The organism is Variovorax sp. 10N432, from assembly GCF_056394465.1.
The window spans coordinates 118,731-137,696 of record NZ_JBFTHX010000009.1; the positions used below are offsets into that span (position 1 = coordinate 118,731).

Consider the following 18,966-nt stretch of genomic DNA (forward strand, 5'->3'; position numbering starts at 1 on the left):
GTATTGAGATTCATTATCATTAAGACACTTCGCGTTTCCGCGAAACAACTCACCCAGCCAATCCCGCCGCCGCGACGCCGAGGCCGCGCGGGACCCGCCAGTCGAGTTCCCGGTTTTCATTCCTCTCGGAGAATCTCATGGCCTACATCAAGAGCCGCAAGCACGCTGTCGCGCGCGCGCTCCCACCTTTCGGCAGCGCCGCTGCCGCCGCCACGCTGATCGCCCTGGCAGCGCCCGCCATCGCCCAGACTTCCACCAACACGCTGAAGGAAGTGCGCGTCGAGGACAGCACGGCGGACGACTTCCGGGTCGAGAACTCGGCCAACCCCAAGTTCACCGCGCCGCTGGTCGACATCCCGCAGGTGATCCAGGTCATCCCTGAAGCGCTGATGCGCGAGCAAGGCGCCACCACCTTGACCGAGGCGCTGCGAAACACCCCGGGCGCCGGCGCCTTCTTCCTGGGCGAGAACGGCAGCACCAACACCGGCGACTCGATCTTCATGCGGGGCTTCGATGCCTCGAGCAGCATCTTCGTCGACGGCGTGCGCGACCTCGGCTCCATTTCGCGCGACATGTTCAACATCGAGCAGGTCGAAGTGGTCAAGGGGCCGTCGGGCACCGACGTCGGCCGCACCTCGCCGACCGGCTACATCAACCTGATCAGCAAGAAGCCGAAACTCGAGAACAGCTTCTCGGGCTCGCTCACCTACGGCAGCGCCGACTTTGGCCGCGGCACGCTCGACTGGAACCGCGTGATCAGCGGCGCCGACGGCTCGGCCACCGCCTTCCGCATCAATGCAGTCGCCGAAGACGGCGGTGTCGCCGGCCGCGACGAGGTGAAGAACAAGCGCTGGGGCTTCGCGCCCTCGATCGCCTTCGGCCTCAACACGCCGACCCGCGTATACCTCGACTACCTGCACGTGAAGCAGAACAACGTGCCCGACGGCGGCGTGCCGACCATYGGCCTGCCGGGCTACACCACGCCGGACGCATTGCTGATCAATTCGCCGATCCTGCGCCGGACCTTCCTCAACTATGCGCAGCCCGTCGATTCGAAGAACTTCTACGGCACCACGTCCGACTTCAACGACGTCACGACCGACATGTTCACCGCGCGCGTCGAGCACGACATCACGCCCGACATGACGCTGCGCAACATCACGCGCTACGGCAAGACCCAGCAGGACTACATGCTGACCTCGTTCATGCTCGGCGGCCTCACGGCAACCCGCGTCGGCACGACCAACACCTACAACGGCACGGTGCCGGCGGTCACGGCCGGCTTCATCAACACGCCGAACCCGAGCAACCCGCTGAGCTGGACCGTCACGCGCAACCTGCCGACCAACAAGGACCAGGAGAACACCATCCTCCTGAACCAGACCAGCCTCTCGTCCAAGTTCAAGACCGGCAGCTTCAGCCACACGGCGAACTTCGGTCTCGAACTGATGCGTGAGGAGCAGACGGCCGGCAACTTCTACGCCCCGGGCTTCGCCTCGGTGAACACGACCTTCGCGCCGGCCGGTTCCTGGCCGGTCGCCAACCTGTACAACCCGAACCCGAACGTGACCGGCTACAACCGGATCTCCAACGGCACGGGCTCGTTCGGCAAGACCGACACGGTCAGTCTGTATGCCTTCGACACCATGAAGATCAACGAGCAATGGCAGCTCACGGGCGGCGTGCGCTATGACCACTACGACACCAGCTACAGCGCGACCGCGCTGACGCTGCCGTCGCGTGCCATCACCCCGACCGACCTGTCGACCTCGGGCGACCTCTGGAGCGGCAAGCTCGGCGTGGTCTACAAGCCGGCCGAGAACGGCAGCATCTACGCGGCCTGGGGCACCTCCGCCCAGCCCCCGGGCGGCGCCAATTTCGCGCTGGCCGCCGGCGGCACCGGCAGCAGCGCCTCGCGCGTCGACTTCCAGCCGCAGGAAGCCACCACCTACGAGGTCGGCACCAAGTGGGACGTGCTGAACAAGCACCTGTCGCTGACCGCCGCGCTCTACCGCACCGAGGTCAGGAACGAAGTGGTGCAGGACCCCACCACGCTGCTGTACTACCAGACCGGCAAGAAGCGCGTGCAGGGCATCGAGCTGGGCGCCGCCGGCGCGATCACCGACAACTGGGGCGTCAGCGCCGGCTTCACCACCATGGACACCTCGGTCGTGAGCGGTCCGGCCGTGACCGCGGACGGCAGCGACGTGCTGGCCTACACGCCCAAGAACGCCTTCACGCTGTGGACCAGCTACCAGCTGCCCTTCGGCCTGACCATCGGCGGCGGCGCACGCTACAACGGCAAGCTCAACCGCGGCACCGACGGCGCGATCGGCACCCCGGCCTACACGGACGCCTACTGGGTGTTCGACGCCATGGCCTCGTACCGCATCAACAAGAACGTCGAGCTGCAGTTGAACGTCTACAACATCTTCGACGAGCAGTACGTGGCGGCGATCAACAAGAGCGGCTACCGCTACACGCCGGGCATTCCGCGTTCGGCACGCCTGACCGCCAACTTCGCGTTCTGACGCCGATCAACCCGCGCGCATCTTCGCGGTGCGACACTCGAGCCCCGGCCTGCCGGGGCTTTTTCTTTGAGGACTGCTGAAGATGATGCTGCACGTGCCCGATGTGCTGAGCGCCGAACAGGTGCACAAGATTCGAGCCACCCTGGACGCCACCGACTGGGTCGATGGCCGCGAGACCGTCGGCGACCAGGGGGCGCAGGTCAAGCGCAACCGGCAGCTGCCGGAGCAATCGCCGATCGGCCGCGAACTGGGCCGGGTCATCCTGGCGGCGCTGTCGCGCAATCCGCTGTTCTTCGCCGCCGCCCTGCCGCTGCGCTTCGTGCCGCCGCTGTTCAATCGCTACGAAGGCGGCGAGCACTACGGCTTGCACGTCGACGGTTCGGTGCGCGCGGTCCCGGGCACCGGCGAGCAACTGCGCACCGACCTGTCATGCACCCTCTTCCTGTGCGACCCCGAGGACTATGAGGGCGGCGAACTGGAGGTGGTCGACACCTACGGAACGCACGAGGTCAAGCTGCCGGCCGGCGACCTGATCCTCTACCCGTCCAGCAGCCTGCACCGGGTCCACCCTGTGACCCGAGGCTCCCGCGTCTGTTCGTTCTTCTGGCTGCAGAGCATGGTGCGCGACGAGCGCCAGCGCGCCATGCTGTTCGAACTCGACCAGGTCATCCAGAAGCTGCGCGGGCGGCTCGGCGAGTGCGAGGAATCGGTGGCGCTCACCGGGCAATATCACAACCTGCTTCGGATGTGGTCGGAAGTCTAGGCAGGGGCGGGCAACTTCCCGACCCTGCGGGTCGGATAGTTATTGCAAATGCGAAGAATTCGTATTTATAATCGAGTCCTCTTCAATCAAGCCAGCCAAAAGCCGCCTTCACCGCCATGATCGTCTGCGTCTGCCGCCGAGTCTCCGACCGTGAAATCGCGCGCCATGCACGCGCCGGAATGACCTTCGACGAAGTGCAGTTCGAACTCGGCGTCGCCACCCAATGCGGCCAGTGCGAAGGCTGTGCGCGCGACGTGGTCGCGCAGTGCAGCGCCTCGCATCCGGTCGCCGCGCTCCACCGCGACACCGGCGCCCAGGCGATCCAGCTTGCCAATTCCATCAAGGAAAGCAACGCATGGAACTCTTCGCGGCTGTCTGCGGCAGCCTGATCCTGGTCGCCAGCTCGGTCTGGTGGATTTTTCGCAAGTAGATTTTTCGGTGTAGCGGTTCTGCTGCCACGAGGCACTCTTTGCGCCTCTCGTATTCGAATGGTTGATCGTGTCTGACCGCTTTTCCCCGCCTCCCTCGGCCCTTGGCCTGTCGCGCAATGCCATCATCGCCGGCAGCGTGGTGCTGTTCCACGTCGCGGCGCTCTGGGCCCTGCAAAGCGGCTTGCTGCGCCGCGCCGCCGAGGTGGTGATCCCGGTCGAGATCCTGAGCGAGTTCATCGAGCCGCCGAAGCCGAAGGAACTCCCCCCGCCTCCGCCGCCACCGCCCGCCCCCAAGCCCCAGGTCGCCAAGACGCCGCCGCCGCCGCGCCCGCAGGCGATCCGCGAGCCCAAGCCGACGCCGGCGCCGAACGCACCCACCGGCAGCATCGAACCGCCCCCGCCGCCTGCCCCGCCGGCCCCTCCCGCCCCGCCGGAACCGCCCGCGCCGCCGCCGGCGCCGCCCGCACCGCCCTCGGTGCAGCTGCCGTCGACCGATGCCGACTACCTGCAGAACCCCAAGCCGGTCTATCCCGCCATGAGCAAGCGGCTCGGCGAACAGGGCAAGACGATCGTGCGGGTACTGATCGGGGTCGACGGGCTTCCCAAGGAGGCCAGCATCAAGCAGTCGAGCGGCTATGACCGCCTCGACGACGCGGCACGTCAGGCCGTCATGAGCTGGCGCTACGTGCCGGGCAAACGCAATGGGGTTGTTGAGCCGATGGAGTTCAACGTGCCGATCAACTGGGTTCTCAAATAGTTTTCTTGGAGTAGTTTCATATGGATTCCCAATTCGGCCTGATGAATGTCTGGCAGCAAGGCGACTTCGTCACCAAGGCTGTCGCGCTGCTGCTGATCGGCATGTCGCTCGCCTCCTGGATCGTGATCCTGATCAAGGCGATCGACGTCGTYCGGTACAAGCGCCTCGCAAAGCACTCGCAGGACTTCTGGCACAGCGAAGACTTCGCCACCGCGCTCGCCAAGCTCGGCAAGGACGACGCCAACCCCTTCCGGGCGCTGGCGCTCGAAGGCCGTGAAGCCGCTGCCCACCATCGCAACACCAAGGCCCACCTGCATGACGCGCTCGATGTCAGCGACTGGATCACCCGCGCGCTGCGCAACGGCATCGACGAGTTCACGGCACGGCTGCAGACCGGCCTGGCGGTGCTCGCATCGGTGGGCTCCACGGCGCCCTTCATCGGCCTGTTCGGCACCGTCTGGGGCATCTATCACGCGCTGATGAGCATCGGCTCCGCCGGCCAGGCGACCATCGACAAGGTGGCCGGCCCGATCGGCGAGGCGCTGATCATGACGGCCCTCGGCCTGGCGGTCGCGATCCCCGCGGTGCTGGGCTACAACGCCCTGGTGCGCGGCAACAAGTTCGTGCTGACCAAGCTCAACAGCTTCGCGCATGACCTGCACGCCTACTTCGTGACCGGCGCCCGTGTCCAGAGCGGCGGCGAAGCCACGGTCGTGCCCCTCAAGAAGGTCTGAGCGCCATGGCTTTCGGAACCCAGGACGAACCCGACGAGGTCATGAACGAGATCAACATGACGCCGCTGGTCGACGTCATGCTGGTGCTCTTGATCATCTTCATCATCACGGTGCCCGTGATGAAGCACGCCGTGAACATCGATCTGCCGCGCGCCACCAGCGAGCCCGAGCAGACCAAGCCCCAGAACATCGTGTTCACCGTGGCGGCCGACGGCAGCTACTTCTGGAACGAACAGAAGATCGAAGATGCCGAACTGGTCGGCCGGCTGGCCGCCGAGGCGGCCAAGGAGCCGCAGCCCGAACTCCACATCCGCGGCGACAAGGCGGTGCGCTACGAGCGCGTGGCGAAGGCCATGTCGGCGGCCCGGGAAGCCGGCGTGCGCAAGATCGGCTTCATCACCGAGCCCGATGCCAAGTAAGCGCGGCAAGCGCGGCGTGCAAGTCAAAAAAACCGATCGCCGCGATTGACTTTCAATTGAGAATGGTTATCATTAACAAACCTATTCGAATCAGGAGTCATCGAATGTCCGCAACACCCAACGCCTTCACCGTGCTGAACCATCCCTCGCTGGATCACGCAGGCGGCGGTCGTGCTGCTGCCGAAACGGCCCGCCCCGCCCCCCTGTTCGAGAGCGCCGAGCTGCTCAAGGGCGGCAAGGCCGTCGGGATCCTTCACAACGGCTCGCTGTACCGCCTGCAAGCCACCAAACTCGGCAAGCTGATCCTGACCAAATAGGATCGGCCACGCCCCTCGCGCAAGTTTCATCGTGGGGCGACTCGAGGAGATTCATCTCCGAAGGGTCGTTTTTTGCTAGCCAACGGTTCGCCGACCAGCCAAGCTTTTTTTTCACGTTGAGCCATGAAAAACGCCGTCCAGGAGGACGGCGTTTCTGTTTGGCGCGACGCCGTGTCAGAGGCCCAGCGCGGCGATGCCGGCCTTGGCGATCTGCGCATCCTCGTTCGACTTGACGCCGCTGACGCCGACGGCGCCGATGACCTGGCCGTCCTTGACGATCGGCACGCCGCCTTCGAGCAGGCCCTGCACGCCCGGCGCGGTCAGGAACGAGGTCCGGCCGCCGTTGATCATGTCCTCGTAAGTCTTGCTCTCGCGACGCCCCATGGCCGCGGTATGGGCCTTGGCCGGAGCGATGTGGGACGACAGGGCCGCTGCACCGTCGAGGCGCTGCAGCCACAGCAGGTTGCCGCCGTCGTCGGCGATCGCGATGGTCACGGCCCAGTTGTTCTTGAGCGCCTCGGCCTCGGCAGCGGCGGCGATCGCCTTGAGGTCGGACAGTTCGAGAAAGGATTTGGTCTTCATGGTCTTGCAGGAAAGTTGAGCAACCCGCAAGCATAGCGTTCAGGATGGGGGCCGACCCCGGCGAAGGCAGGAATGTTCGATGTCGGGGTTTTTCTGCCGGCCCGGCCTTGCAGCCCCCTAGAATGCGCCCACCTGCAGCATTGCAGCCAACCAGGAGCTTCAGCAATGAACGACCGCCTCAATACCCTCGACACCTCCGTCGGCTACGGCCAGACGCTGCCGCAGGCGGAGCACCAGCGCGTCCTGCGCAACACCTACTGGCTGCTGGCCCTGAGCCTGCTGCCCACCGTGCTGGGCGCCTGGCTGGGCGTCGCCACCGGCATCACCCGCTCGCTGACCGGCGGCCTGGGCCTGATGGTCTTCATGGGCGGCGCCTTCGGCTTCATGTTCGCGATCGAGAAGACCAAGAATTCGGCGGCCGGCGTGCCGGTGCTGCTCGGCTTCACCTTCTTCATGGGCCTGATGCTGTCGCGCCTGATCGCGATGGTGCTGGGCTTCCGGAACGGCTCCGAGCTCATCATGACGGCCTTCGGCGGCACCGCCGGCGTGTTCTTCGTCATGGCCTCGCTCGCCACCGTGATCAAGCGCGACCTGTCGGGCATGGGCAAGTGGCTCTTCGTCGGCGCCCTGGTGCTGATGTTCGGCGCCATCATCAACATCTTCGTCGGCTCGAGCGCCGGCATGCTGGCCATCTCGGTGGCGGCCATCGGCATCTTCTCGGCCTACATGCTGTACGACCTGAAGCAGATCATCGACGGCGGCGAGACCAACTACATCAGTGCCACGCTGGCGCTGTACCTGGACCTGTTCAACGTGTTCCAGAGCCTGCTGGCCCTGCTCGGCATCTTCGGCGGCGAAAGGGACTGAGCCCCTTTCCTCCGTGTTCGCCAAAGGGCCCCGAGGGGCCCTTTTTCATGCCCGCTCGAAGACCGCGATGGACTCGACGTGCGCCGTGTGCGGGAACATGTTCACCACGCCCGCATGGGTGCAGCGGTAGCCCGCCTGGTGCACCAGCAGGCCGGCATCGCGCGCCAGCGTCGAGGGGTTGCAGCTGACATAGACGATGCGCTTCGGCGGCGCCCAGCCGCCGTCGTGCGGCTCGACCTGCTGGTGCAGGTCGGCGAGCGCCTTGGCCAGCGCGAAGGCGCCCTCGCGCGGCGGATCGACCAGCCACTTGTCGGCGGCACCGTCGGCCACCAGCATCGCCGGCGTCATCTCGAACAGGTTGCGGGCGACGAAGGTCGTCGGCGACAGCGCGCGGCGGCCGGGCACGGCGGCGCGGTTGCGCTCGTAGTTGGCGCCGGCGCGCCCCACCAGCGTGTCGCTGCCCTCGATGCCGAGCACCTCGCGGGCCCGGCTGGCGAGCGGCAGCGTGAAGTTGCCGAGGCCGCAGAACCAGTCGATCACGCGTTCGTCGGGCCGGACGTCGAGCAGGCGCAGCGCGCGCCCGACCAGCACCCGGTTGATGTGCGGGTTGACCTGGGTGAAATCGGTCGGCTTGAAAGGCATCGTGACGCCGAACTCGGGCAGCGCGTAGGCCAGCGCCGGTCCGCCTTCTTCGAGCAGCTTGACGGTCTCGGGCCCCTTCGACTGCAGCCACCACTGCACGCCCTCGTTGCCCGCGGCGAAGTCCTTGAGGCGCGCCACGTCGGCCGCGGACAGCGGCTCCAGGTGCCGCAGCACCAGGGCGATCACGCCGAGGCCGGTCCCGCCGGGCGAGTCGCCGCAGGCCAGCTCGATCTGTGGACAGGTCTCGCGCGCATCCATCGAGCCGATCAGCGCACGCAGCGGCATCAGCATGGCGCTGACCTGCGAAGGCAGCACGGGACACACCTGCATGTCGGCCAGGTAGCGGCTCTTGCGCTCGTGGAAGCCGATCAGCACGGTGCCCTTCTTGACCACGTGGCGCACCGACAGCCGGGCCCGGTAGCGGTAGTGCCAGGCCGGCCCCTCGAGCGGCCGCAGCACGTTCTCGGGCCGCACCTTGCCGAGATGCCAGAGGTTGTCCTCGAGCGAACGCTGCTTCACGGCGACCTGCGCTGCCGCATCGAGGTGCTGCATCTTGCAGCCGCCGCAGGCGCCCGGGTGCAGGCCGAAATGCGGGCAGCCGGGGCGCACGCGCTGGGAGGATTCCTTGCGGATCGCGGTGACCGTGCCTTGGGCCCAGTTGTTCTTCTTGCGGTGCACGTTGAGGCGCACCTCCTCGAACGGCAAGGCGCCCTCGATGAAGACCACCATGCCGTCGGCCTTGTGCGCCACGCCCTGGGCGTCGAGGTCGAGCGACTCGACCCGCAGCCATTCATCGTGCGCAGCGGGCGCTTCCTTTTTGTCTGTAGCTTCCGTCATCCCCGGATTGTCTCAGGGCGGCGGCGGACCTCCGGGACCCGCCCCTACAGAAGGGCATCGCGCTGCACGCCGGCGCGCGCCAGCTGCCGGCGCATCTTGGCCAGGGCCTCGTTCTGGATCTGCCGCACCCGTTCGCGCGTGAGGCCCAGCCGCAGGCTGAGCACCTCGAGCGTCTCGGGATCGCGGTCATGCAGCCCGAAGCGGCCTTCGAGCACTTCGCGCTCGCGCTCGCTCAGCGCCAGGATCCAGCGACCCAGCAGCTGCTCGACCTCGTGCGTCTGCGTCACGCCCGTGGGGTCGCCGCCCTCGTCGTCCGATGCCACGGTGTCGGCCAGCGTGAAGCTGTCGTCGCCGCGCTCGCTGCCGGCATCGAGCGAACGCGGCGCCTCCGCCAGCGCCAGCAGGTCGGCGACGTCCTGGACTTCGCGCCCCAGCAGTGCGGCCAGGTCTTCGACCCGCACGCCATCGGGCCGGCGGGACAGGAACTCGGCATCGCCCTCGAGCGTGCGGCGCGCCCGCATGACCTGGTGCAGCTCGCGCACCACGTGCACCGGCAGGCGGATGGCGCGGGCCTGCATCATGGCGGCACGCTCGATCGATTGCCGGATCCACCAGGTCGCGTAGGTGGAAAACCGGAAGCCCCGCTCGGGCTCGAACTTGTTGATCGCGTGCATCAGCCCGAGGTTGCCCTCCTCGATCAGGTCGGCCATCGGCACGCCGCGGCCCAGGTAGCCCTTGGCGATGTTGACCACCAGGCGCAGGTTGTGCTCGATCATCGACTGCCGCGCCGCGAAGTCGCCGCCGCGCGCGGCGCAGGCGGTGCGATATTCCTCGTCGGGCGTGAACAGCTCGGTGCGGCGGATCTCGCGCAGGTAGAGCGTCAGCGAGTCGCTGGCGCCCAACTCGCCGGGCAGCGCCTCGCCGACCCTGTCGTCCGGGTCGGATTCGGCGATCCGCGCCAGGGGAAGAACGCCGCCGTTGCCCGCCGCTCGCCGCACGTCCGCGGTGCGATGAGGGCGAGTGGCGGCCATGGCATCAGCGCACCGGCAGATAGCGGGCCGGATCGACCGGCTTGCCCTGGCGGCGGATCTCGAAGTGCAGCTTCACGCGATCGGCGTCGCTGTTGCCCATCTCGGCAATCTTCTGGCCCTTCTGCACCGACTGGTCTTCCTTCACGAGCAGGGTGCGGTTGTGCGCATACGCCGTGAGGTAGGTGTTGTTGTGCTTGAGGATGATCAGGTTGCCGTAGCCACGCAAACCGGCGCCGGCATAGACGACGCGGCCGTCCGCCGCGGCCAGCACCGAGTCGCCCGCCTTGCCGCTGATGTCGAGGCCCTTGTTCTTGGCTTCGTCGAAGCCGGCGATCAAGGAGCCCTGCGCAGGCCAGATCCAGCCCACGTCCTCGTCGCCCGACGCCGCTGCCGGCGGCGTCGGCGATGCCGTGACGGGCGCCGGCGGCTTGGTGGCCGCGCCGGCTGCCGGGGCGGGAGTCGTGGCACCGGTCGGGGTCGACGCCGCCGCCGCCGCAGCAGCAGCCGCGGCCGACGTGGCCGGGGCGACGATCGGCTGGGTCACCGGCCGCGTGGTGGCATCAGTGGCCGACGCGCCGGTCGGCGGGATCACGCGCAGCACCTGGCCGACTTCGATCAGGTCCGGATTGTCGAGATTGTTCCAGCGCGCGATGTTCTGCCAGGTCTGGCCGGTCTCGATGCCGATGCGGCGGATGGTGTCACCCGGGCGCACTGCGTAGTAGCCGGGCTTGCCGTAGTTCTCGATGCCCAGCAGCGGCTTGCCGGAAGCATCGGTGGTGATCGGGGGCCCGCCCGGAACGCCCGAGCCGGGGGCCGCGGCGCCCGGCGCCTGCGACATGGTGCCGCGGTCTTCGACCGGCACCGGACCGCGCGGTGCGGCACACCCCGCAATCACGAGCGCACCCACCAGCATCACGCCGGCGAGCCAGCTCCGATTGCCAATACCCTGCATTGTGTTATTTCCCTTCAAGCAATTCCCGATTTTAGGGGGACAAAGTGGACCGCCTCAAGAATGCGGCGCTCGAGGCCGCGGGCGGTTTTGTCGATGACGACCAGCGCCTGGCCGCCGCTCGCGGACTGGGTCGGCGCGACGATCCGGCCGCCGACCGCCAACTGCGCGACCCAGGCCTCGGGCACCGCCTCGCCGCCGGCAGCAGCGATGATGCCCGCATAAGGCGCGCCCTTCGCGTAGCCCACCATGCCGTCGCCCAGCATCAGGTGGACCGTCGCCAGACGGAACGGGCGCAGGTTGACCCGCGCCCTCTCGTGCAGGCCGCGCAGCCGCTCGATGCTGTAGACCTCGGCCGCGACGTGGCTCAGCACCGCCGCCTGGTAGCCGCAGCCGGTGCCGATCTCGAGCACGCGTCCGAGGCGCTCGCCGGGCTTGTGGGCCAGCGCCGGAGCGCCCAGCAGCAGCTCGATCATTCGCGCCACCACGTTCGGCTTCGAGATCGTCTGGCCCAGCCCGATCGGCAGGCTGGTGTCTTCGTAGGCCTGGTTGACCAGCGCACTGTCGACGAACAGGTGGCGCTCGACGGTGCCCATGGCGCGCAGCACGCGGGCGTCGGCGATGCCCTGGGCCGCGAGCCGCTGGACCATCCGCGCCCGCACCGCATCGGACGCCATCGAGGGCGTGGTCGGAACGAGCGGCTTGACCGGCACCGCAGGCATTCGTCCGCGCGTTGCCGCGGAGGCCGTAGGCGTCAGGCGTACCGGAAAACCTGGCCGTTGACTTGCCAAGGTCAGCCTCCCGCCGCGCTGCGCGCGACACGCGCCATGGTGTCGTTCCAGTCCCCGAGGTTCGCGTGGTCGGTGAGGTCGATCTGCAGCGGCGTCAGGGCCACGTGGCCGGCCGCGGTGGCGTGGAAATCGGTGCCTTCGCCGCTGTCCTTGGCACCGCCGGCGCCTGCGATCCAGTACATGGTCTCGCCGCGCGGGCTGTCTTGCGTGATGACCTTCTCGGCCGCATGGCGGCGGCCCAGCCGGCAGACCTTGACCGGCTTCAATTCATCGAAGGGCAGGTTCGGCACGTTGACGTTGAGCAGGAAGGGGTTGCCGCCGATCAGCTTCTCGCGCTCGATCTGCTGGACCAGCCGGCGTGCCACCTGCGCGGCGGCATCGACGTGCGCCCAGCCCTTCTCGATCTGCGAGAAGGCGATCGCCGGAATGCCGAAGAGATAAGCCTCCATGGCGGCCCCGACGGTGCCCGAATAGATGGTGTCGTCGCCCATGTTGGCGCCGTTGTTGATGCCGGACACGACCAGATCGGGCCGGTAGTCGAGCAGTCCCTTGAGTGCGATGTGCACGCAATCGGCGGGCGTGCCGGTCACGTAGCGGAAGCCGTTGTGCGCCTTGTGCACGTACAGCGGCGCCGCCAATGTCAGGGCATTCGACTTGGCGCTGTTGTTGTGCTCGGGGGCCACGACCTCGACCTCGGCGATGTCCTTCAGCGCGTCGTGCAGGGCGACGAGGCCGGGCGCCTGGAAACCATCGTCGTTCGAAATAAGTATCTTCATGGCGTCAGTCTGTGGCGGCGATTGTAGGCGGGGGTGGGGTCACGGCAGGGACACGCGGCGACCGGGACAGCCGCCTATCATGGCCCGGATTTTCCGTTGCCCCAAGACTCAATCACAGGAGAGACGAGCATGCACGCATGGCTCTGCGAGAACCCCGTCGGCGTCGAGGCGCTGACCTGGAAAGAACTGCCCACGCCCAATCCGGGCCCGGGACAGGTGCTGATCGAAATCAAGGCCGCGAGCCTCAATTTCCCGGACCTGCTCATCGTGCAGAACAAGTACCAGATGAAGCCGCCCCTGCCCTTCGTCCCCGGATCCGAATATGCCGGCGTGATCGCCGCGGTCGGCGAAGGCGTGACGCACCTGAAGGTCGGCCAGAACGTCGCCTGCCTGTCCGGCACCGGCGGTTTCGCCACCCACACGCTGGCCCCCGCGGCGCTGTGCATGCCATTGCCGGAAGGCTTCGGCCATATCGACGCCGCGGCGTTCATCATGATCTACGCGACTTCGTGGCATGCATTGATGGATCGGGCCCAATTGAAGGCCGGCGAAACCGTATTGGTGCTGGGAGCCGCCGGCGGCGTCGGCACCGCGGCCATCCAAATTGCAAAGGCCGCTGGCGCCCGCGTCATTGCAGCCGCATCGACCGACGAGAAATGCGAGCTTTGCAAGTCGATTGGCGCCGATGCCACGATCAACTACACCACACATGTACTGCCCAATGGCTTCCGCGATGCCGTCAAGGCAGCGACCGATGGCAAGGGCCCGGATGTGATTTACGACCCGGTCGGCGGTGAATTCGCCGAGCCCGCATTCCGCTCCATCGGCTGGCGCGGCCGCTATCTGGTCGTCGGTTTCGCGGCCGGCCCGATTCCTTCGCTGCCGCTGAATTTGACGCTGCTCAAGGGCGCCTCGCTGGTCGGCGTGTTCTGGGGTGATTTCGCCCGCCGCGAGCCCAAGGCCAATGCGCAGATGATGGCCGAATTGGCCACCTGGTACGGCCAGGGCAGGATCAAGCCCGTGATCGACCAGACCATGCCGATGTCCGAACTCAAGGCGGCCTATGCGCACATGGGTTCACGGGGCGTCAAGGGAAAGCTGGTCATGGTGAATTGAGCTCGCCCCCAGGTTGCCCGGCACTTCGTGTCCGCGCGCCCACCCCCGACCGGGGGCAACACCAGCGGCCCGGCGGAGCCGGTTCCGCGTGTTTCACCAACGGGCCAGGCTTAGGCCGGCCTCGGGAAGCAAAAAGCCCCGCGATGCGGGGCTTTTTGATGGGCCTGCTGGCCTGGCGAGGACCGCCGGGGTTATTTGATCTCGAAATCGGACAGGGACTTGCCGGCGGTCAGGGCTTCGGTGATCCAGCGCGGCTTGCGGCCACGGCCGCCGGACCAGGTCTCGCCGGTCGGGCTGCGGTATTTGGCGGCGCTCTTGGGCGCCGCCGTGGTGGCACTGCGCTTGCCGGCGCGCGCGCCGAGCTTGAGATCGCTGGCGGTCAGGCCGTATTCAGCGATCTTCTTGCGCAGCTCTTCGATAACGCCAGCCCGCTCCTGATTCCGCAGATCTTCGGCTTGCTTGCGCAATTGCGCGATCTGCTCGTCGTGCTTCTTGATCTGGGAATTGATGTCGGCAAGGGTTGAAGCCATCTGTGCTTATCCTCTAATTGGAAAGCCAAAATTTTAATTCAAATCCCAATTGCCGCAAGCCGGGCCGATGAAAAAAAACACCCCGGCTCGACTACGGGTTTGTGTCAATGGCAGGCATGTTCGGGGCTTGATTGGAGCGCCAATCTCCCGCGGCGGGTCGTCGGGCGGGCGCACAAAGCAAAACAGGCACCGAAGTGCCTGTTTGCTGACGAATGTCTTTGGGGTGGCTGATGGGACTCGAACCCACGACGACCAGAATCACAATCTGGGACTCTACCAGCTGAGCTACAGCCACCGCTAAGCCATCAATTGTAGCGTGAAAAAAGCTAGCGTCCGGCGGCCACCGTCGAATCTGCAGGCTTCGGCACCAGAATCTCGGCCTTGAAGCGGTTCTTGAGCAGGTTGTAGTAGGCGGCAGTCTCGGCCCCGCCCACCGCCTGGGCGTACTGTTCGGTCTCTTGCTTGGCCATCTCGGGCGCCGGCGGCGTGCGCGGCACGTTCTTGATCACCCGCACCACGGCATAGCCCTGGGCACCCAGATCGGCGCCGACCAGTGCCGGCAGCTTGCCGGTGTCGGCCCGCAGCGCGACTTCGATCACCGGCAGCGGCTGCGATTGGGGGTCGAGCCGCGACACCGTGACCGGAGCGCCAAAGCTGGCGCCGGCCGGATCGGCCTTCCAGGCGGCCAGTTTCGCCTCGCCCTCGGCCCGCGCCAGCGCCGCCGCACGCTCGGCGACCAACTGGGTGCGCACCTTGTCCTTGACTTCGTCGAGCGGCAATGCGCGCGCCGGTTCGTACTGCACCACCCGGCCCGAGGCCAGTTGATTGGCACCGATCTCGATCGCCTCCGTGTTGTGCTTGCGCTCCAACGTGTCGGGCGCGAACAGCGCATTCAGGAAATTGCGGCTGGCCAGCGCGCCGGTGGCGCCCGGCAGGGGCGTGCGGGCGACATTGCTGGCGGTCTGGATCGTCAGCTTGAGCTTGTCGGCCGCCGGCTGCAGGCTGTCGGGCTGCTGGTAGACGATGTCGGTGAAAGCCTCGGCGGCCTTGGCGAATTCCGCCGTCGCCTGCTGGCTGCGTACTTCGTTCTCGATGGTCGCGCGCACCTTGTCGAACGGCGGCACCACGGCCGGCTTGATGTCGTTGAGCTGGATGATGTGATAGCCGAACTCGGTCTCCACCACGCTGCTGATCTCGCCCTTCTTGAGCGCGAACAGCGCATCTTCGAAGGGCTTGACCATCGCGCCGCGGGTCACGACGTCGAGGTCGCCGCCCTTCTCCGCCGAACCCGGGTCCTGCGAATTCTTGCGCGCCACGTCGGCGAAGGTGTTGGGTGCCTTGCGCAGGTCGGCCAGCAGCTGTTCGGCCTTCTTGCGGGCCTGCTCGCGCTCGGCGGCCGGCGCGCCCTGCGGCACCGCGATCAGGATGTGGCTCGCGCGCCGCTCTTCCTTGGAGCCGAAGCGGGCGGCGTTCTGGTCGTAGTAGCTGCGCAGGTCGGCCTCGCTCACGGCGATGTTCTTCTTGGCGGCTTCGAGATCGAGCACCAGGTACTCGACCTTCGCGCGTTCGGGCTGCTGGAACTGCGCCGTATGGGCCTTGTAGAAGGCCTCGAGATCGGCGTCGCTGACGCTGACCTTGGACGCGAAGTCGGCCGGCTTGAAGAGCGCGACCTGGATCTCGCGGCGGTCGTAGAAGGCGTTGAGCGTGACCGCGGCCTGGGCCGGCGTGGCAAAGGCCGTGCCCGAGACCCCGAGCGACACCTGCTGCGTCGCCAGGTCGGCGCGCACCGAGGCTTCGTACTGCTCGGGCGTGCGGCCGGTCGCCCGCATGAAGGTCTCGCGATCGAACTTGCCGTCGGCGGTGCGGAAGCTCGCCAGGCCCGGATCGGCCGCGAACAGCCGCGCCAGCCGTTCCTCGGACACCGACATGTTCGACTTCGAGGCTGCCGCCGCGAGCACCCGCTCGCGCACCATGCGCTCGAGCGTGGCGTAGCGCGCCGCATCAGAGTCGAGCATCGCCGGGTCGATGGTGGGCGCCTGCTGGCGAATCCGGTCGACCTCGTTGCGATGCTGGGCATCCCACTCGGGCCGCGTGATGTCGGTACCGGCCACGCGTGCGACCTTCTCGCCCTGGCCGCCGCCTTGGTAGCGATCGACGCCGAACAGCACGAACGAGGGAATGATCAGCAAGAACAAGAACACCATGATGATCTTGTTGTACTTGCGGAAGGAATCAAACATGCTTGAGCACTCTCTAGGACGAAAATTGACGCAGCAAGAAAAAAGGCGAACGATCCGTTCGCCTTTGCATCGGGTGGTGGGTGCTGAGGGGCTCGAACCCCCGACCTACGCCGTGTAAGAGCGCCGCTCTACCAACTGAGCTAAGCACCCCACCTTCAAACGATGGTCTCAGTTCAGCGCGTCTTTGAGCGCCTTGCCGGGACGGAACTTGGGAATCTTGGCGGCCTTGATTTTAATCGCGTCGCCGGTGCGGGGATTCCGACCGGTCCGGGCGGCGCGCTTGCCGACTGCAAAAGTGCCGAAACCGACGAGCGAGACCGAGCCGCCCTTCTTGAGCGTGGTACGAATGGCGCCGATCGTGGATTCGAGTGCCCGCGTGGCAGCGGCTTTGGAGATGTCGGCGTTCTTTGCGATGTGCTCAATCAGTTCGGTTTTGTTCACAAGGGCCCCTTGCAGAAAATTGTTGATCAGGGTCGTCAGAAGCGGCGCCAGCCCCGTGGCGACGCCACGGGGGTGGGTACAGCAGGTGGGTGGCAGCTCTGACGCGCCGGCAGCGCGCTGCCGACAAGGATTACAACCACTGGTCTCGGGGGTGTCAATACGACGCAGCCCCGTGAAACGCAGCGAGGACCGCAATTTTAGTGGCGTTTTGGCGAACCGATTTTCAAAGCGCCTCGGCGATGGCCTGGCCCAGATCGGCGGTTCGCGCGGTTCCGCCGATGTCCGGTGTGCGCGGGGCACCGCTGCCGGGCGCGAGCACCTTCTCGATCGCGGCCAGGATGGCGTCGTGCGCCGCCTTGTGGCCCAGGAACTCCAGCATCATGGCGCCGCACCAGATCTGGCCGATCGGATTGGCGATGCCCCGCCCGGCGATGTCGGGCGCCGACCCGTGCACCGGCTCGAACAGCGACGGCGTGGTGCGTTCGGGGTTGAGGTTGGCGCTGGGCGCGATGCCGATGGTGCCGGTGCAGGCCGGGCCGAGATCGGAGAGGATGTCGCCGAACAGGTTGCTCGCCACCACCACATCGAAGAAGTCGGGCCGCTGCACGAAGTGCGCGGTCAGGATGTCGATGTGGAACTTGTCGAGCGCGACGCCCGGATAGTGCTTCGCCATCGCCGCCACGCGCTCATCCCAGTAGGGCATGGTGATCGAGATGCCGTTGGACTTGGTCGCGCTCGTGAGGTGTTTCTTCGGCCGCGACGCAGCCAGCTCGAAGGCGAACTTCAGCACCCGGTCGACGCCGACGCGCGACATCACGGTTTCCTGGATCACGATCTCGCGCGCCGTGCCTTCGAACATGCGCCCGCCGATGCTCGAGTATTCGCCCTCGGTGTTCTCGCGCACGATGTACATGTCGATCTCGCCGGGTTCGCGCGGCGTGCCGTCGCGCCGCACCACCGGCGCCACGATGCCGGGCATCAGGCGGGCCGGCCGCAGGTTGATGTACTGGTCGAACTCGCGCCGGAACAGCAGCAGGGACCCCCAGAGCGACACATGGTCGGCGATCTTCTCGGGCCAGCCGACGGCACCGAAGTAGATCGCGTCATGGCCGCCGATCTGGTCCTTCCAGTCGTCGGGAAGCATCTTGCCGTGCTTCTCGAAATAGTCCCAGCTCGAGAAATCGAAATGGTCGAACTTGAGGTCGATGCCGAACTTGCGGCTGACGGCATCCAGCACGCGCAGGCCCTCGGGCATGGTCTCCTTGCCGATGCCGTCGCCGGCGATGACTGCGATGCGTTGGGTGCTCATGTCTCGATCCTTGGGTTCGCGTTGAAGAAAGCAAGCGCCTCGGCCAGCAACTCGGCCGGCGCTTCCTCGGGAATGTAGTGGCCGCACGGCAGCGCGCCGCCGGCGACGTCGTCGGCCCGCTCGCGCCACAGCGACAGCACGTCGAACGAGCGCCCGACCGCGCCGTGCGCGCCCCACAGCACACGCAGCGGCTGTGCCAGCCTGCGGCCGGCGGCGATATCGGCACGGTCGTGGTCGAGGTCGATGCCGGCCGACGCACGGTAGTCCTCGCAAATCGCCTGCGCACTGCCGGGGATCGCGGCGCAGCGTTCGTATTCGGCCAGCGCCTCGGGCGTGAAAGGCGCGAGACCCGCGTGCCGTCCACCCATCACGCTGCGGATATAGCGGACCGGATCGCTCTCGATCAGCGCTTCCGGCAGCGGCGGCGGCTGGATCAGGAAGAACCAGTGCCAGTAGGCCCGGGCGAAGGCCTCCGTGGTGTTCGCGTACATCGCGAGCGTCGGCGCGATGTCGAGCAGCATCAGCCGCTCGACCGCTTGCGGGTGATCGGCCGCCAGCCGATGGGCGACGCGCGCGCCGCGGTCGTGCGCCAGCACGCCGAAGCGTTCGAAGCCATGCGCGCGCATGGCGTGCAGCGCATCGAGCGCCATCTCGCGCTTGCTGTAGTTCGAATGGGCCTCGTCGGCGGGCGGCCGGCCCGAGTCGCCGTAGCCGCGCAGGTCGACCAGGACGACCGTGAACTGCTCGGCCAGGCGAGGTGCCACCCGATGCCAGTTGGCGTGCGTCTGCGGATGGCCGTGGAGCAGCAGCAGGGGCGCGCCGCGGCCACCGATGCGGCCATGCACCTTGACGCCATTGCGCGTCAGGTCGAAGGAGGTGAAGGCATCGAACATGGGTCGATTG

The 18,966-nt window shown here is 66.9% G+C and carries 20 protein-coding genes and 2 tRNA genes; 9 read left to right on the plus strand and 13 right to left on the minus strand.

The window, feature by feature from the left end; translation table 11 throughout:
- Positions 1–137 precede the first annotated feature (137 nt).
- The 7 genes from AC1DF3_RS13245 to hemP all read left to right on the plus strand — a co-directional run bounded on the left by AC1DF3_RS13245 (position 138) and on the right by hemP (position 5,952).
- Complete coding sequence (locus AC1DF3_RS13245; protein WP_478139862.1) at positions 138–2,531, plus strand: catecholate siderophore receptor Fiu; 2,394 nt, start codon at positions 138–140, stop codon at positions 2,529–2,531.
- Between the two features lie 82 nt (positions 2,532–2,613).
- Positions 2,614–3,294, plus strand: coding sequence for a Fe2+-dependent dioxygenase (locus tag AC1DF3_RS13250; RefSeq protein WP_286532673.1), 681 nt, complete (start codon positions 2,614–2,616; stop codon positions 3,292–3,294).
- Positions 3,295–3,410: 116 nt separating this feature from the next.
- Entirely contained in the window at positions 3,411–3,683 is a 273-nt protein-coding gene (locus AC1DF3_RS13255; protein ID WP_286532671.1) for a (2Fe-2S)-binding protein, read from the plus strand.
- A gap of 106 nt (positions 3,684–3,789) precedes the next feature.
- Positions 3,790–4,482 (plus strand): energy transducer TonB, encoded by a 693-nt coding sequence (locus AC1DF3_RS13260; RefSeq protein WP_478139911.1) that lies wholly within the window; start codon positions 3,790–3,792, stop codon positions 4,480–4,482.
- A 20-nt stretch (positions 4,483–4,502) separates the two neighbouring features.
- Positions 4,503–5,216 carry a MotA/TolQ/ExbB proton channel family protein gene (locus AC1DF3_RS13265; RefSeq protein WP_286532668.1) on the plus strand — a complete coding sequence of 238 codons (714 nt, stop codon included), beginning with the start codon at positions 4,503–4,505 and terminating at the stop codon, positions 5,214–5,216.
- A 5-nt stretch (positions 5,217–5,221) separates the two neighbouring features.
- Entirely contained in the window at positions 5,222–5,635 is a 414-nt protein-coding gene (locus AC1DF3_RS13270; protein ID WP_286524491.1) for an ExbD/TolR family protein, read from the plus strand.
- A 104-nt stretch (positions 5,636–5,739) separates the two neighbouring features.
- On the plus strand, positions 5,740–5,952 hold the full coding sequence (gene hemP, locus AC1DF3_RS13275; RefSeq protein ID WP_286524492.1) for a hemin uptake protein HemP: 213 nt from the start codon (positions 5,740–5,742) through the stop codon (positions 5,950–5,952).
- 174 nt (positions 5,953–6,126) lie between these two features.
- Here the strand turns inward: hemP and AC1DF3_RS13280 are convergent, their stop codons facing one another.
- Positions 6,127–6,534, minus strand: coding sequence for a GlcG/HbpS family heme-binding protein (locus tag AC1DF3_RS13280; protein WP_286532665.1), 408 nt, complete (start codon positions 6,532–6,534; stop codon positions 6,127–6,129).
- 165 nt (positions 6,535–6,699) lie between these two features.
- Between AC1DF3_RS13280 and AC1DF3_RS13285 the strand changes: the two genes are divergently transcribed.
- Positions 6,700–7,401, plus strand: coding sequence for a Bax inhibitor-1/YccA family protein (locus tag AC1DF3_RS13285; RefSeq protein WP_478139863.1), 702 nt, complete (start codon positions 6,700–6,702; stop codon positions 7,399–7,401).
- Positions 7,402–7,446: 45 nt separating this feature from the next.
- Here the strand turns inward: AC1DF3_RS13285 and rlmD are convergent, their stop codons facing one another.
- The 5 genes from rlmD to surE are packed head-to-tail and all read right to left on the minus strand — an operon-like array spanning position 7,447 to position 12,427.
- Positions 7,447–8,880 carry a 23S rRNA (uracil(1939)-C(5))-methyltransferase RlmD gene (gene rlmD / locus AC1DF3_RS13290; RefSeq protein ID WP_286532659.1) on the minus strand — a complete coding sequence of 478 codons (1,434 nt, stop codon included), beginning with the start codon at positions 8,878–8,880 and terminating at the stop codon, positions 7,447–7,449.
- A gap of 44 nt (positions 8,881–8,924) precedes the next feature.
- The gene (locus AC1DF3_RS13295) at positions 8,925–9,911 is read right to left on the minus strand and encodes a sigma-70 family RNA polymerase sigma factor (RefSeq protein WP_286532657.1); all 987 of its coding nucleotides are present in this window, start codon (positions 9,909–9,911) and stop codon (positions 8,925–8,927) included.
- A 4-nt stretch (positions 9,912–9,915) separates the two neighbouring features.
- Complete coding sequence (locus tag AC1DF3_RS13300; protein WP_478139864.1) at positions 9,916–10,863, minus strand: peptidoglycan DD-metalloendopeptidase family protein; 948 nt, start codon at positions 10,861–10,863, stop codon at positions 9,916–9,918.
- 14 nt (positions 10,864–10,877) lie between these two features.
- Positions 10,878–11,651 (minus strand): protein-L-isoaspartate(D-aspartate) O-methyltransferase, encoded by a 774-nt coding sequence (locus AC1DF3_RS13305; RefSeq protein ID WP_478139865.1) that lies wholly within the window; start codon positions 11,649–11,651, stop codon positions 10,878–10,880.
- Between the two features lie 2 nt (positions 11,652–11,653).
- Positions 11,654–12,427, minus strand: a complete 774-nt coding sequence (surE, locus tag AC1DF3_RS13310; RefSeq protein ID WP_286532647.1) for a 5'/3'-nucleotidase SurE — start codon at positions 12,425–12,427, stop codon at positions 11,654–11,656.
- Positions 12,428–12,556: 129 nt separating this feature from the next.
- Here surE and AC1DF3_RS13315 point away from each other — a divergent pair, with 129 nt between their 5' ends.
- Positions 12,557–13,543, plus strand: coding sequence for an NADPH:quinone oxidoreductase family protein (locus AC1DF3_RS13315; RefSeq protein WP_478139912.1), 987 nt, complete (start codon positions 12,557–12,559; stop codon positions 13,541–13,543).
- 191 nt (positions 13,544–13,734) lie between these two features.
- Here AC1DF3_RS13315 and AC1DF3_RS13320 read toward each other — a convergent pair whose 3' ends face one another.
- From AC1DF3_RS13320 to AC1DF3_RS13350, 7 genes are all read right to left on the minus strand, one after another.
- Positions 13,735–14,073 (minus strand): H-NS histone family protein, encoded by a 339-nt coding sequence (locus tag AC1DF3_RS13320; RefSeq protein WP_286532644.1) that lies wholly within the window; start codon positions 14,071–14,073, stop codon positions 13,735–13,737.
- A gap of 219 nt (positions 14,074–14,292) precedes the next feature.
- Positions 14,293–14,368, minus strand: a tRNA-His gene (locus AC1DF3_RS13325).
- 31 nt (positions 14,369–14,399) lie between these two features.
- On the minus strand, positions 14,400–16,313 hold the full coding sequence (locus tag AC1DF3_RS13330; protein WP_478139866.1) for a SurA N-terminal domain-containing protein: 1,914 nt from the start codon (positions 16,311–16,313) through the stop codon (positions 14,400–14,402).
- Between the two features lie 74 nt (positions 16,314–16,387).
- A tRNA-Val gene (locus tag AC1DF3_RS13335) sits at positions 16,388–16,463 on the minus strand.
- Between the two features lie 18 nt (positions 16,464–16,481).
- Positions 16,482–16,754, minus strand: a complete 273-nt coding sequence (locus AC1DF3_RS13340) for an HU family DNA-binding protein (protein ID WP_007830705.1) — start codon at positions 16,752–16,754, stop codon at positions 16,482–16,484.
- Between the two features lie 223 nt (positions 16,755–16,977).
- Positions 16,978–18,063, minus strand: coding sequence for a tartrate dehydrogenase (locus tag AC1DF3_RS13345; protein WP_286532639.1), 1,086 nt, complete (start codon positions 18,061–18,063; stop codon positions 16,978–16,980).
- Positions 18,060–18,956, minus strand: coding sequence for an alpha/beta fold hydrolase (locus AC1DF3_RS13350; RefSeq protein WP_478139867.1), 897 nt, complete (start codon positions 18,954–18,956; stop codon positions 18,060–18,062). Before AC1DF3_RS13350 ends, AC1DF3_RS13345 begins: the two co-directional genes overlap by 4 nt.
- Positions 18,957–18,966: the final 10 nt, after the last annotated feature.